General features: G+C 32.8%; 12 protein-coding genes. 8 read left to right on the forward strand and 4 right to left on the reverse strand.

Annotated features, from left to right (window positions below; all coding sequences use genetic code 11):
• The first annotated feature begins 34 nt into the window (after positions 1-34).
• The 7 genes from BLV40_RS08185 (at position 35) to BLV40_RS08215 (ending at position 10,394) form a co-directional block, all read left to right on the forward strand.
• A complete protein-coding gene (locus BLV40_RS08185) occupies positions 35-682 on the forward strand; it encodes an HD domain-containing protein (protein ID WP_090688836.1) in 648 nt (215 codons plus the stop codon).
• Positions 679-2,571, forward strand: coding sequence for an ABC-F family ATP-binding cassette domain-containing protein (locus BLV40_RS08190; RefSeq protein WP_026592369.1), 1,893 nt, complete (start codon positions 679-681; stop codon positions 2,569-2,571). The genes BLV40_RS08185 and BLV40_RS08190 overlap by 4 nt, the downstream gene beginning before the upstream one ends.
• A 75-nt stretch (positions 2,572-2,646) precedes the next feature.
• Entirely contained in the window at positions 2,647-3,378 is a 732-nt protein-coding gene (locus tag BLV40_RS08195) for a Bax inhibitor-1/YccA family protein (RefSeq protein WP_026592368.1), read from the forward strand.
• An 849-nt stretch (positions 3,379-4,227) separates the two neighbouring features.
• Positions 4,228-5,586 (forward strand): tyrosine-type recombinase/integrase, encoded by a 1,359-nt coding sequence (locus BLV40_RS08200; RefSeq protein WP_090688840.1) that lies wholly within the window; start codon positions 4,228-4,230, stop codon positions 5,584-5,586.
• A complete protein-coding gene (locus tag BLV40_RS08205) occupies positions 5,579-7,981 on the forward strand; it encodes a site-specific integrase (RefSeq protein WP_090688843.1) in 2,403 nt (800 codons plus the stop codon). Before BLV40_RS08200 ends, BLV40_RS08205 begins: the two co-directional genes overlap by 8 nt.
• Positions 7,978-9,870, forward strand: a complete 1,893-nt coding sequence (locus tag BLV40_RS08210) for a tyrosine-type recombinase/integrase (protein ID WP_090688847.1) — start codon at positions 7,978-7,980, stop codon at positions 9,868-9,870. Before BLV40_RS08205 ends, BLV40_RS08210 begins: the two co-directional genes overlap by 4 nt.
• Entirely contained in the window at positions 9,837-10,394 is a 558-nt protein-coding gene (locus tag BLV40_RS08215; protein ID WP_090688850.1) for a hypothetical protein, read from the forward strand. The genes BLV40_RS08210 and BLV40_RS08215 overlap by 34 nt, the downstream gene beginning before the upstream one ends.
• A gap of 138 nt (positions 10,395-10,532) precedes the next feature.
• Here BLV40_RS08215 and BLV40_RS08220 read toward each other — a convergent pair whose 3' ends face one another.
• The 4 genes from BLV40_RS08220 to BLV40_RS08235 all read right to left on the reverse strand — a co-directional run bounded on the left by BLV40_RS08220 (position 10,533) and on the right by BLV40_RS08235 (position 12,967).
• Complete coding sequence (locus BLV40_RS08220) at positions 10,533-11,147, reverse strand: superoxide dismutase (protein WP_090688854.1); 615 nt, start codon at positions 11,145-11,147, stop codon at positions 10,533-10,535.
• Between the two features lie 264 nt (positions 11,148-11,411).
• Entirely contained in the window at positions 11,412-11,912 is a 501-nt protein-coding gene (locus BLV40_RS08225; protein ID WP_244525352.1) for a flavin reductase family protein, read from the reverse strand.
• A 178-nt stretch (positions 11,913-12,090) separates the two neighbouring features.
• Positions 12,091-12,327 carry an indolepyruvate ferredoxin oxidoreductase subunit alpha gene (locus BLV40_RS08230; RefSeq protein ID WP_090688857.1) on the reverse strand — a complete coding sequence of 79 codons (237 nt, stop codon included), beginning with the start codon at positions 12,325-12,327 and terminating at the stop codon, positions 12,091-12,093.
• 88 nt (positions 12,328-12,415) lie between these two features.
• Positions 12,416-12,967: a YwhD family protein gene (locus BLV40_RS08235; RefSeq protein ID WP_090688861.1), complete on the reverse strand. Its 552-nt coding sequence runs from the start codon at positions 12,965-12,967 to the stop codon at positions 12,416-12,418.
• Positions 12,968-13,263: 296 nt separating this feature from the next.
• On the opposite strand from BLV40_RS08235, the gene BLV40_RS08240 reads away from it, so the two are divergent.
• Positions 13,264-13,890: a helix-turn-helix transcriptional regulator gene (locus BLV40_RS08240; protein ID WP_090688864.1), complete on the forward strand. Its 627-nt coding sequence runs from the start codon at positions 13,264-13,266 to the stop codon at positions 13,888-13,890.
• The last annotated feature ends 87 nt before the right edge of the window (positions 13,891-13,977 follow it).

A 13,977-nucleotide genomic window follows, 5' to 3' on the forward strand; every position in this document is an offset into this window, starting at 1 on the left:
GAGCGTGTTACAATAAGAAATTGGGTGAAGATAAATGAAAAAACAAGAACAAATACAAAAAACAGTTGCTTTTGTAAAGAATATTTTAGAAACAGATACCAGTGGGCATGATTGGTATCACATTGAGCGTGTACATAAATTAGCGATTTCTTTGTCTGAAAAAGAAGGTGGAAATCGTTTTGTAATTGAGATGGCAGCTTTACTTCACGATGTAGCAGATGAGAAGTTAAATGAAAGTGAAGAAGCTGGTATGAAAAAAGTTTCTGATTGGCTAGAAGGATTGGATGTTACTGAAGAAGAAAAGAAGCAGATCATTCATATTATTGCGAATATGTCATATAAAGGCGGACATGGCGGTAATGTAGAAACATTGGAAGGAAAGGTTGTTCAAGATGCGGACCGACTAGATGCACTTGGTGCAATTGGTATTGCCCGTACGTTTGCTTATGGCGGTGCGAAAGGTCGTTTAATGTATGACCCAAATATTCCACCCCGTGAAGGAATGACGAAAGAAGAGTATCGAAAAAATAATGATCCATCGTTAAATCATTTCTATGAAAAGCTTTTGAAGTTGAAAGATTTAATGAATACAGAAGCTGCAAAAAAAGAGGCTGAAGTTCGTCATCGCTATATGGAAGAGTTTATCGAACAATTTATGAAAGAGTGGAATGCACAAATATGAAAATGCTAACAGTAGAAAACGTATCAAAATCATATGGGGATAAACCATTATTTGATGGATTATCATTTAGTATTGCAGAGGGGCAACGTGCAGGGATTATTGGTGTAAACGGTACAGGGAAATCTACATTATTAAAAATTATTGCAGGGATAGAGATTCCTGATACAGGTGATATGACGCATACACGTGGTTATACAATTAGTTATTTATCACAGCAACCGGATTTTAATGAGAATTTAACAGTGCTTGAACAAGTGTTCCACGGTGATACACCGTTAATTCGCCTTCTTCGTGAATACGAACAAGCCTTATTAAATATAGAAAAAGACCCAAGTAATGAAAAAGTGCAAGAACAATTATTTGCAGTGCAGCAACGTATGGATGCGATGAATGCATGGGAAGCAAATGCGAATGCAAAATCACTTTTAACGAAGCTAGGCATTACAGATTTCACAGCAACTGTGGGGAACTTATCTGGTGGACAAAAGAAACGTATTGCAATGGCGCAGTGCTTTATTGAAACACCGGATTTGTTAATATTAGATGAGCCAACCAACCATCTTGATCATGAAACGGTAGAATGGCTAGAAGAGTACTTAGCACGTTATACAGGAGCAGTTTTACTTGTAACACATGATCGTTATTTCTTAGATCGTGTTACCAATCGTATTTTTGAACTAGATGGCGGCAAGCTGTATAGCTATGAGGGAAACTACAGTACATTTTTAGAAGCAAAGGCACTTCGTGAAGAGCAAGAATTAGCGCAAGAATCAAAGCGTCAAAACTTATATCGCCGCGAACTTGCTTGGATTCGTCGTGGTGCGAAAGCTCGTTCTACAAAACAAAAAGCACGTATTCAGCGCTTCGAAGAGTTGAAAGAACAAGAAGGTCCAGCAGCGAAGCAATCTGTGGATATTTCACTCAGCGGGAGCCGATTAGGAAAGAAAGTGCTCGAATTAAAAGATGTGACGAAAAAGTTTGGTGATAAAACGGTCCTTCATAACTTTAATCATATTGTGAAACCAGGCGATCGAATTGGTATTATTGGGGCTAATGGTAGCGGGAAATCATCTTTATTAAATATGCTTGCAGGCAAATTATCACCTGACAGTGGTGAAATTGAAGTTGGACAAACTGTGAAAGTTGCTTATTATACGCAAGAAAATGAAGAGATGAATTTAAATCAACGGATGATTGAATATATTAAAGAAATTGCAGAAGTCATTCATACAACGGATGGTAAAGTCATTGGAGTATCCCAAATGCTTGAGCGTTTCTTATTCCCACCGCATTCACATGGAACACCACTTGGTAAACTATCAGGTGGTGAAAGAAGACGTCTATATTTATTACGTCTTTTAATGGGAGAGCCAAATGTACTTCTATTAGATGAGCCGACCAACGATCTAGATACACAAACGTTAACAGTACTAGAAGACTATTTAGAAGATTTCCCAGGTGTCGTTCTTACTGTATCGCATGATCGCTATTTCTTAGATAAAGTAGTAGATGAATTATTTATCTTTACTGGTGGTGGAGAAGTTCGTGAATTCCTAGGAACCTATAGTGATTACCTGGATATACAAAAGGCGCAAGAACTATTAGAAAAAGTAGAAGTACAGAAAGAAAAGAAAGTGGAAGAGGCTCCAAAGCAACAACGTAAGCGTAAACTTTCATATCACGAACAACGTGAATGGGAAACGATTGAAGATACGATTGCGGGGCTTGAAGAGAAGCTTGAAACGATTGGAGAAGAACTTGCAAATGTGGGTTCTGATTTCACAAAGGCACAAGAGCTTTCTGAAGCGCAGCAGCAAACAGAAGAAGAGCTAGAAAAAGCGATGGAACGTTGGAGCGAACTATCTGACATCGTTGAAGGTTTAAAATAAAAACAAGCTGCATATATTGAAATGTAAAGAGAAAAACTTTACACTATGAGTAGAACTTATTTTAGGAGGGAAAAAATGAGAACATCTAATCCAATGTTGAAAAAAGAAGCCTTTCGTAAACAAGGAGCAAGTGCGTCTGCGATGACAATTGGTGGAGCTGTAGGCAAAACATTTATTATGCTTGTTTTGCTTCTTGCAACGTCTGTCTATTCATACATACAGATGTATACTGGGAAAATGCAAATGCCTGTTTTAATTGGAGCATTAATTGTGGCTGCAATTATCGCATTTGCTGCTATCTTCTTCCCCAAAATGGCGCCTATTACGGCACCTATTTATGCAGCTGTTGAAGGGATTGTCCTAGGGAGTATTTCAGCGGTATATGCGATTCGTTTTGACAATTCTATTATCTTAAATGCTGTATTACTAACAATTTCAATTTTATTTGCAATGTTAGTTTTATATGCAACTCGTGCAGTGAAGGTTACAGATAAATTCCGTACAGGTGTGATGGCTGCAACGTTTGGGATTTTGATTATGTATTTAATTGTTTTTCTATTAAATATGTTTGGTGTTACTGTTCCATATATTCACCAAGGTGGAACAATTGGTATCATCATCAGTGCAGTTGTGATTATAGTAGCTGCATTAAATTTATTACTAGACTTCGATTTAATCGAAAATGGCGCACGTAGTGGAGCTCCAAAATATATGGAGTGGTACAGTGCGATGGGACTAATGATGACATTAGTATGGTTATACTTAGAAATTCTTCGTTTCGTTTCTTACTTTGCGAAAAATGACTAATTGAAAGAAACCCTGTATGTTTCAAACATGCAGGGTTTCTTTTTGTGTTTCTTAAACTCAAAATTGATATTTTAAAATCAAGAATAATTTATTTTATATGGTGTAATATGGATGGTGAGAGTGATAAGAATTATTAATTTATAGCAGAGGGAAGAGATTATGATGAAAGAAAGGACTATTAATAAACTACTAGGAAAGAGCTTTTTTATTGAATGAGATGACGCTTTGACTTATCTATCTGCTGCATCTAAGAAAAAACTTAAATGTGAAAGTAAAGTTAAACCGAATATTTTTTATCTGGAAAAAATACTGTATCAAGTGACATACGGATGGCTCAAGGAGGAAATTACATATCTTGTAGCGAGGTATAAGTGAAAAAATTAAGTGTTAAACATTTTAAGAAATTTTGCATGATTGAAACATGCAGAATTTCTTTTTTTTATTTTATTAGATTCAAAGTGGGTTTTTCCTTTTAGAAATATATCATTTTACATTTTTTACCTAACTTCTATTTTTTTCTACAATAAAGAAAAAAATGTGAGGTGGTATCAATATGATGAATCGAGTTGTATTAATTGGTTATGAAAAGCTAGTGATTTGTACATAGATTAAGGGAATTATTGTTAATTTTTTTATATAGTTTATACTTATGATAAGTGGAAGAATTGTTCAGCATGTTTAAACTACATAATAATAGTAGGGTGTTAAACCAGACAATGGTTAAAGGTGAGTACTGGGCATTTAAAATATATAGGGTTAATAATATTAATGCTTTTAGAGGAGGATGTAGTCCCGTAACGGTATCTGCAGAAAAAAAGTTCGAGGACCTTTAATTTAGGAGGAATCTATATGGGTGTTATTAGGGAAAAACAAACATCATTAGGAACTGTGTATGAACGTTATGATAGCAATAATGATCTGATTCAGAGGTTTGGAGCAATTGGTTTTATAAAGAAATCAACAGAAAGAAAACTGATATATTTTATTGTTACTGACATTAATGGGAATTTAATAGAGGATGCCAATAAATATTTAAACAAAGAGATTGGTGATGCAAAGTATAAAAAAAGGGAAAAAGCTTTCTCTGCTTTAAAAGTTTTCTTTTCTTTTTTGCAACTGGTACATATTAATAATCCTACAGATTTAACAAACGATGATATCAGAGACCTTCGATTGTTTTTGGAAGGGGGAAAAAAAGAAGGTCAAACATGGGGTTTGGACTTTCAAGTTAGACGAGATAATCAAACATTTAACCACTATTTAAATGTGTACAGGGATTTTTTATCTAATATGTATGGTTTCTCAAACACAACGTTATTTGACACTATAAAAACAGGAGCATCAATTGGTAAAGGTTTTTTTGCACACGCAAAGAAAGAGACAACTGAACGGTACACGGCAAATAAAAATGTAGGTGCCCCAGCAAAATCTGTCCCCAGATATATAAAACCTAACGAGTACAAAAAAATTATGGAAATCGTTGAGGAAAATTACGATTTGCGTGAAAAGGTTATTATCAACTTGATGTATGATTATGGACTGCGTTTAGGAGAGGTTTTAGGGGTTACTTTTGAAGATGTTGAGCCAACCAATAGTGGAAGTTATTATAGGCTTATTATTCGTAATAGAGTCTCTGACGAGCCTACACAGAGGGCTAAGGGAGTACTGGTTCCTAAAACCGTAGATGATTATAAAAGTCGCAGCTATAATACCGAAGGTAATGGTCTTGGATACCAAGTAGTTTTTATTTATGAAGATATGGCGGAACTTATCCAAGACTATATTGATGAATCGAGAGATGACATCGTATTAAGTCGAAGTTCTAAAAAAAGGGAAAACTTAAATAGGAAGGCAATTGCGGATAGGGTTGGAACCACCCTCCTTGTGAATGAGGAGAATCAATATATTTTTTTAAACCATCAACACTATACCCCATTATCTCAAGCGGGATGGAATTATATTCTTCGGAAAATTTTCGATGAAGCTGGGATTTCAATGGATAAAAACAAAAAAGAAAATAATTTAAGCCATAGATTTCGCCACGCTTTTGCCATGAAACTTGCAAAACAGGGTGCACATGAATACGAACTTCAAAAAGCACTTCGTCATAAAAGTCCAGAAAGCTGTAAAGCATACTATAATCCAGATGACGATGATAAGGTGGAACTATTAATGAAAAACAAAGAAAGGTCCTATTATAATGATTAGCACAAACAACTTTTATGATGAAAAAGAAATTAAGATTATTACAGTGTATATAGAGAAATATCAATTTGAAAATATACTAAAAATTCTTTTGTGGGAATGGCTACAAACAAGTGGAATGCAGAACATCCTGTTAGAAAGACCTTTTATAATGCATCCATCAAACAAAAAAGAAAATATAAAAGTTGCGATTATAAAGCGTTTTATAGAAATTTTGGGGAAGTTCATTCTTAAACAAGAGGACCTTACTTGGGGAAATTACTGTAGGATTATGCATGAAATACCACTTGGGAAAAGAAAAGGATTTCATTCACCTTTTAGGCAAATGACAAGAAGTTTTTATCTACATGCACTTGCTTCTGATACAATCACTAATTCACAAGTTAAATCTTTTATTTCAAGGAATAGTAACCTTCTTTTAACTGAAGAGTTTAAAAGAGTTGGGGACAAACAAAATTATACTCCTTATATAAATAACTGTATTCGTACTAATTTTCCAATTGATTCTAGTGCAGAACAAATTATTCAAGTGGAATATGTTCATAATGATGGTAGTGTACACCTTGCAAATTTTTATTTACCAACTCGTAGTCAATTTTTACTAAATACCATGAAAACATTCCTTGATCTTTTATCAAAAAGGAAACTAAATAAAGTCGATAATAGAATGATGGTTACTTTGTTTGAGAAAAGTTTAGGTGGTCAAAAAGTTAATAGATTCGAAGACTTTAATGAACAAACGTTTAAACAACAATTACTTTATTTTAATTCGTTCGTGGAATCCAATCATGTTCCTGTGCATGTATATTCCCGTCAATTTTTAGTCAAATTTTACAGATATATTGACGATATTCATTTGGGAGAAAATGGATTAAGGTTATTCGATTCATTCTCATTCAATAGAGATCTTATTATTCATAAGCATTACTTTACCAGTATAGAGAAGGATTATAAAATTGTTAATCTTAATTCATTGGGAACCTACCCAAAATCGGATAAATGGTTTGTTGTTGCAGATGCCAATAAGCATGGTACTCATGTTGCAAACTCCAAAAATTCTCTAATGAATTTTGAATTAGTTCATAATATTGAGTTTAGAAATGTTTTAAAAGATTATATTTGGAAATCGGATTTGTCTTATATCAATATGTTTGGTAATTTTTGTATAATGGTAGATTTTCTGAACGAAGCTGACACTTACTATCAACAGGAGCTACAAGTTCTACAATTAAATAATGCATTGTCAACTGATTTGAAGCCATTTTCAAGTAGATTTCTAATTTTCTACCATGCAGGTCTCGTGTCGAATAAGAAATATACAGGCTTTACCATTAATCATAATATCAAGGCTATTAGAAGCTTTATGAAGCGTATTCAACAGCAATATAATATTCCTGATATTACTATAGAACAATTTGTAACAATTGATGTGGATGATAAAGGTGGAACTCCAATTCCTCTTGAAGATTTCAAAGGAATACAAAAGGAATTTGAGAGGAAATTTAATAATGAAAATGAAATAATGTTAATTATTTTACAGTTGGCCATAGAAACAAAACTTCGTCCGGGTGAAATTTTCGCACTAGAAAGAGATTGTATTCTTTCAATTGATGATAGTAGGAAATTTGGAACTATTGAATACTACGCAAAGACATCAGGCAGAAAAAAGATAAAAGAAGTACTTGTGATGGAACATATTAGATTATTACAAAAAGCTATAAAAATAACTCAATCATTAAATGAAATGGCAGAAAGCTCTTTAAAGAAATATATTTTTCTTTGTAGTCACTATCGTTATAAACAACAAATAATAGCAGCAATACATTCATTTAATAAAGCATTCACAACAATATCCAGGAATCTTTTTGAACAAGGGAAAATTAAATTCAAATATACACCTTATAATTTGAGACACACTTATATTGAAAAGGCTTGGCAAATGGTTGAGGATGGTCTTGTATCAACTTTAGAGGTTGGAGTTATTACAGGAAACTCAGCAGCTGTTGCTGCAAAGCATTATCGAAATAGGGAAAACACTAAACGATATGTAGAAGCACTTTATGGGGTTTCTATTTTGGATGATGAATTACCAGGATTTATCGTTGCTAGCGAAACTGTTGAAAACCTCCCTCCTGTTCAAAGTGGTGCTGGTAACTGTGCAAGTGAATCATGTGTAAAGATTGATACAGACGAGGACAGCTTTTATAAATGCTTGACCTGTAAAAAGTTCGTAACAACAGTAGAACGAAATTCTATTTTTGAGCAACGAATGAAGATATACACGAACAAGAAAGAGAATTCTTCATCTGCTGCTGAAAGAAATTTTTATACTGGATTAATTGAGCTATATGGTAGCTACCTTGCTGAAATGTATGCCATTATGGAGGAAGAAGTATGACTATAACCACACCTACTGTAAAAAAAGAGATTGATTGGAACATCAATAATGCGAGTTTGTTAGTAGGAGAAGAATACTATCTAAAAGGTGATTATATTGATGAGCCTCCTCTTTTTATTACAACAGACATAAGATTTTCTGATAACAAATGGGATTTTTCCGATGAGGAACATAGAAATGTGGTAATAAATTTCTCACCTATTAAGTCAAAAATTTTCCGAGTGTTATCAAAAAAAGTAGCCCTTAGACAAATGTTCTTTGTAGGTAATAGGGGCATTACAGTCAGTCGGAAATGCTTACAAATAAATAGCTTTATTCGGTTTCTAGAGGAAGAAAAATATATGTATGATTTAAGATATTTAACACCTGAAATTATTAAGGAGTATATTGAAGGCTTTAAGAAAAAAGGTAGAACGAAGTTCACTTTGGTAAATAAACTGTCTCCGATAGGAGAGTTTCTTAAAGAGGTCGAAATGGCAGGGTATGATATAGAGTTATCGCAATATCAAAATATTATTCGTAGCATTCCCTGGGAAGAAATAAAGGCTGAAATAGTTGCAAATAAAACACCAAATATTCCTATGAGAATTTTTAAGAAAGTTGTGCAGACCGCCTTAAAGGATATGGATGATGATCGCCTTACAATTGAGGACAGAATGATGGCTTGCTTGATTGTGATTTTATCCCATACAGGAATGAGAAAAGGAGAACTTCAGTTATTAGAAGTAAACAAATTACAAGATATTAGGATATTGAATAAAAAGGAAAAAGCCTATATTCTTGAATTTTTCACTTACAAAACAACTGGTAAGAAAAAAGGTCGTTGGACTAAAACGATTGCTTTTCCTAATACAATAAAAGCTTATCAAACTCTTGAAGAATTATCGGAAGAAAGAAGAATAAAAGGAAAAACCAATTACTTACTTCTTACTAAGAAGGGTAAAAAATATAGTGATACAGCCTTTGGAAATATGTTTGATTTCTTTTTTTATAGACATCAAGAATTATTCAATGGTCTCACGGATTTTGAACGAACCCAAGTTCATTGTCAGAAAGTAGGCTTATATTTAAGGAGCTACATAGAAAGAAGAAGATTTCCAAACAGCATAGGTGAAAAATTTTTTACTTTGAATTCTCATCAATTTCGGGTCGCGATTGCCAATATTTTAAAGGACAAAGTGAGTTTACAATGGATACGGGAACACATGAATCACCTTGATGAGGAAATGACTAAACACTATTTTCGAGATGATGAAATTGTAAAAGAAACATTATATAGGCGGGCATCATCTGATGGAAACTCGTTAGAGTTGGATTCTGATAGTCAAAAGAATTTTATAAAAAATGAACTATCGGAACTAGAACTAATAAAAGCATATGAGGAAATAAATAAATTTCTTAAAAAGAAAAAATTCAACATTTTCAAGGATATCGATCAAATTATAAACACCTTAAAATATAATCCATTGCGAGAAAATATTGTTGGTGTTTGTACAAAACATCTGGGGATATTATGTGAGCGTCAATACCGTCTTGCGACTTTTGAAAAATGGTATTACCTTAGCCCGACTATTCCTAATATTGAATCCTTTGATTTTACCTATAAACGATTCTTAGACAAAGCTAAAATAGTTCAACATAATAAACAGTTAGTTCAAGAAGATTCAAAATACCAAAGAGATTATGAAAATGAATATGTTGCTTTAAATAAATTTTATCAGAACCGTCTTTTACCTGAATATGAGTTAGTCCTTGTTAAGTTGAAAGATGAAGGGAAAGAATCTCTCCTCTCTTCTTTTCCACAATTAGAAGGCATTATTTCCAATATAGATGAAATTGGTAAGGAGATTTCAAAATGGACATCTGCATTAACATTGAAGAATGTGTAAATGAAAACACTATTAAGTTTGGGATTGGCGAATTGGAGGGAATTGGTAGTTTAACAGTTCAAAAACAGTTAGTTAAGATAGAAGAATTTCTACAAGATTTCTGTATGAATCAAAAACGATTGAGCGAACAATTAAAACAATTTAGCAAGCTGTCTATATCGTCAGTTTCAGCAGGAGCAAAGGTTCCGAGGAGTCAGATAAATTTAAATACCAACACTTTAAAGCTTTACATAGAAAACCGAATTATAGAAATTGAAAAGAAAGATATCTTCAACATAAAAAAACACGAAAGGCTTAAAGGTGAAAAGCGTGAACTTGAAACACACCTAGACGGTTTACGACAACAAATAGTGGATTCTTTTGAATTGAAGTTACGTCTTGAAATGTTAGAGTCTGAAAATAAACGACTTATCCTTCAAATGGAATCACGGCAAAAGGATGTTCAGAAACTTGAAGAAAAAAACAGCAAGCTACGCAAGGCTTTAAACGAACAGAACAAGAAAAAAATTGTGCCATTCAATTAAATCAATTGAAAAGGATTTGTTTTGAAAAAAGATACCCTATAAGAGACTATTTAAAAATGTCTACTTTATAGGGTATCTTTTTAGCAAGAAAGAAAGCTTAACTCTTTTTTCCTTATCTAGCTTGAAAGAATAATTTAATTAAGCCTGTGTAGCTTTATATAATTTGTTTACTTCATCCCAGTTAATGAGATTAAAGAAAGCAGAAATATAATCAGGACGTTTGTTTTGGTATTTTAGGTAATAAGCATGTTCCCAAACATCAAGACCAAGAATTGGTTTTTTACCTTCCATAAGAGGGCTATCTTGGTTAGGAGTGCTAGTAATAGCAAGTTGACCATTGTCAACAACTAGCCAAGCCCAACCTGAACCGAAGCGGCCAGTTGCGGCTTTTGTAAACTGATCTTTAAACTGATCATAGCTTCCAAAAGCTTTATTTATTGCCTCAGCTACTAGACCAGTAGGAGTACCACCACCGTTTGGAGAAAGGATTGCCCAGAATAAGCTATGATTAGCATGACCACCTCCATTATTACGCACAGCCGTACGGATATTTTCAGGAACAGAATCTAGTTTTGCAATTAATTCTTCAACACTTTTGGTAGAAAGATCATCATGACCTTCTAATGCAGCATTTAGATTATTCACATATGTAGCATGGTGACGATCATGATGAATCATCATTGTCTGTTCGTCAAAATGTGGTTCAAGAGCATCGAAAGTATATGACAAAGCTGGTAGTTCATATTTAGACATTTAAAATCCCACCTAATTATATTTTTTAAAATCTATGATAAGTTTAAAACACTTTTTATACTTTTTCAACCAATAAGTATAAAATGTTTTAAATTTTTTTTGTTTAATTAAAAATTCAACATCATAATGTTATTTTCAGTCATTTATAGAATCCTAAAATCCTTCCTATACAATACCTATTTTTTGAACCTCCTCTATAAATATAAATCTTGCTTATTTTTATTCCAATCAATGTGATAAATTGACAGTAGAACAGTTTACAAGCTACTTATTATTGTAAAAAACTTCAGGGATTTTCCCGATATTCCTTTGATGATATAACAAAGGTTCTTTATTTTCATATTGAATATCCATCACTTCACCAATTAAAATCGTATGGTCACCTGCTTCAATTGTCTTTGCGGTTTTACATTGCAAAACTCCCGCAGTTCCTGAAATAATTGGCAGATTTTGTTCTGATAGAGTCCATTCACAATTTTTAAATCGGTCAGTTCCTTTACTTGCAAATAAATTACAGATATCACCCTGATCACTAGATAATACATGTACTGCAAATTTATCAGTTTTAATAAAAGACTTATAAGAGGAAACCCTTTTATCAATAGACCATAAGATAATTATAGGATCTATTGATACTGATGCAAATGAGTTAACTGTAAGTCCTAGAGGAACTTGATGTTCATCGACTGTTGTTACGACTGTTACACCAGTGGGGTAATTTCCCATGACTTTTTTGAAAAGAGAGACATTCGTGCTGTTTTCCATATTAAAACACACCTTTCTAAAAATATAAAAATAGCTAATCTTCACCAACAATATTAACTTCTGTTTCCATATAATCAGTTGCTTACTGTCAGCATCATTTCACTAACAGAGTTGGACCATCTCTATATCAAAATTCATAATCGGTTTTCATATACTAGAGGGACCAAATGGAATGAGATTAAACACTAAAGTACTTTTTTGCCTTTTCAAGGAAATTTAGATCTTCGTCCAGCAATTCATCCTCATGATAAATTGCCTCAACTGGACAAGCTGTTTCACAGGCTCCACAATCAATACATAAAGCCGGATTAATAAAGTATTGATCACTGCCTAATTCAATACAATCTGCTGGACAAACATCAATACAATCTGCTGCTTTTTCCGAAATACAAGGTGATGTAATAACAAATGCCATTTTGATTCACTCCATTTATCTAAATTATTCATTAAAAACAAAATTAACTTCATAAAATGACTAAACTAGTTTACAAAATTAGGGGAATTCAAACGGTAAGTTGGCTTTTCAATTCTGTAATAGATCGATTCCAAAAACCTTCATCATGATTTATTAAAAAATGTCTTAGCAGATTTTTCGATTTTTCATCTATATGTGATAAAACAAACTTACCTTTTAACGCTTTATCCAAGTTATTAACATGCTCTGGCATAGACTTATATCCAAGTTTAATACGTCGTTCTTCTCTGGATACTAATACCTTACATGCAGCACAACCTGAGTAATATGGGCCAGCTTTTGTAGAATTGAGACTTACCCAAACAATCCAATATAGTTTTGGTTTATCTCCAGCATGAGTCTTATCTGGTCGAAACCTTACCTTTTTTTCCACAACACTTCGGCCATGTAAAGCTTCCATATCTACAAAAATTTTGTTTTCCTCTGGATCAATAATAATTGGTGTAACGTTATTTAAATCTATCGTACCAATACCATATCCACCATCTCCATCAGTAGAATCACTGCTTAGAATATTGAAAACGGCTTTTGTTTTTGCAATTCGTTCTTTCAAATGGGTTGCCTTCCTTTCTCGACACATTAAAATACAAAGAACTATTTATATTTTTTATACCTAAAAGTATAAATAGTTCTTTTAAAGAATATAACAAAATTTATCTAACTGCAATTTATTTCTAATCTGTTTGATTCTTTTTGGTAATTTCTTTCTAATATAATTAATACAAAATTCTTCAATGCCAAAAAAGTTTTAGAATTTTATACTATATAGTATAATTAGTTAATTAAATATGAAATACTGATAGTGTATAACGTATAAGCTCTGCTTTTTATTCTTGATACAGTTTTGCACTTAATTGAAAGTGAGGTGCTAGTGTTATGGATGTTACAAGAAAATCTACTAAAGATAGGATACTTGATTTTTTGAAAAAAGAAGTTTCATTAAAAGTCAATGACTTAACTGACCGGTTAGATATTACACATATGGCTGTGAGGAAACATCTTACTATATTAGAAAAAGATGGTTTGATTAAAAGTGATGAAATCAAGCAGTCCATGGGAAGACCCTTACAAGTCTATTCTTTAACAGAAAAAGGTGAAAGATTATTCCCTAAAAATTATGAGGGAATCAGTGTTGAATTCCTTCACGATATCAAAGATTTGCATGGAGAGGAATCGATCCATTATTTATTTAAGAAACGAGAGCAAAGGCTAACAAAGGAGTATTCATTAAGAACTGCTCACAAATCTACACATGAAAAGATGAATGAACTTGTTAAAATTCAAAACGAAAAAGGTTATATGGCAAATCTATCTCAAATAGACGAAAACACATATGAATTAGTTGAGTATAACTGTCCAATTCTAGCGGTGGCGAATGAATTCAAAACAGCTTGCAGCTGCGAAACACAAATGTTTAAAAATGTACTAGAAACAAACAAGGTAGATAGAATTTGTTGCAAAACTGAAGGGAATGCCTTTTGTAAATTTTTAGTTGAATTTTAATACTGGTACATGAACACCACCTGCTATAAATGAAATAACCATTGTTTTTTGTTATGAGGTAAATGAAAAAGTATGAATATTGAAATG

Origin of the sequence: Bacillus sp. 166amftsu (assembly GCF_900107445.1) — a bacterium.
GTDB classification, from domain to species: domain Bacteria; phylum Bacillota; class Bacilli; order Bacillales; family Bacillaceae_G; genus Bacillus_A; species Bacillus_A arachidis.

Excerpts from the sequence above, each read along its gene's own strand:
- BLV40_RS08185 (WP_090688836.1), top strand. The coding sequence starts at position 35 with ATGAAAAAACAAGAACAAATACAAAAAACAGTTGCTTTTGTAAAGAAT.
- BLV40_RS08190 (WP_026592369.1), top strand. The coding sequence starts at position 679 with ATGAAAATGCTAACAGTAGAAAACGTATCAAAATCATATGGGGATAAA.
- BLV40_RS08195 (WP_026592368.1), top strand. The coding sequence starts at position 2,647 with ATGAGAACATCTAATCCAATGTTGAAAAAAGAAGCCTTTCGTAAACAA.
- BLV40_RS08200 (WP_090688840.1), top strand. The coding sequence starts at position 4,228 with ATGGGTGTTATTAGGGAAAAACAAACATCATTAGGAACTGTGTATGAA.
- BLV40_RS08205 (WP_090688843.1), top strand. The coding sequence starts at position 5,579 with ATGATTAGCACAAACAACTTTTATGATGAAAAAGAAATTAAGATTATT.
- BLV40_RS08210 (WP_090688847.1), top strand. The coding sequence starts at position 7,978 with ATGACTATAACCACACCTACTGTAAAAAAAGAGATTGATTGGAACATC.
- BLV40_RS08215 (WP_090688850.1), top strand. The coding sequence starts at position 9,837 with ATGGACATCTGCATTAACATTGAAGAATGTGTAAATGAAAACACTATT.
- BLV40_RS08220 (WP_090688854.1), bottom strand. The coding sequence starts at position 11,147 with ATGTCTAAATATGAACTACCAGCTTTGTCATATACTTTCGATGCTCTT.
- BLV40_RS08225 (WP_244525352.1), bottom strand. The coding sequence starts at position 11,912 with ATGGAAAACAGCACGAATGTCTCTCTTTTCAAAAAAGTCATGGGAAAT.
- BLV40_RS08230 (WP_090688857.1), bottom strand. The coding sequence starts at position 12,327 with ATGGCATTTGTTATTACATCACCTTGTATTTCGGAAAAAGCAGCAGAT.
- BLV40_RS08235 (WP_090688861.1), bottom strand. The coding sequence starts at position 12,967 with ATGTGTCGAGAAAGGAAGGCAACCCATTTGAAAGAACGAATTGCAAAA.
- BLV40_RS08240 (WP_090688864.1), top strand. The coding sequence starts at position 13,264 with ATGGATGTTACAAGAAAATCTACTAAAGATAGGATACTTGATTTTTTG.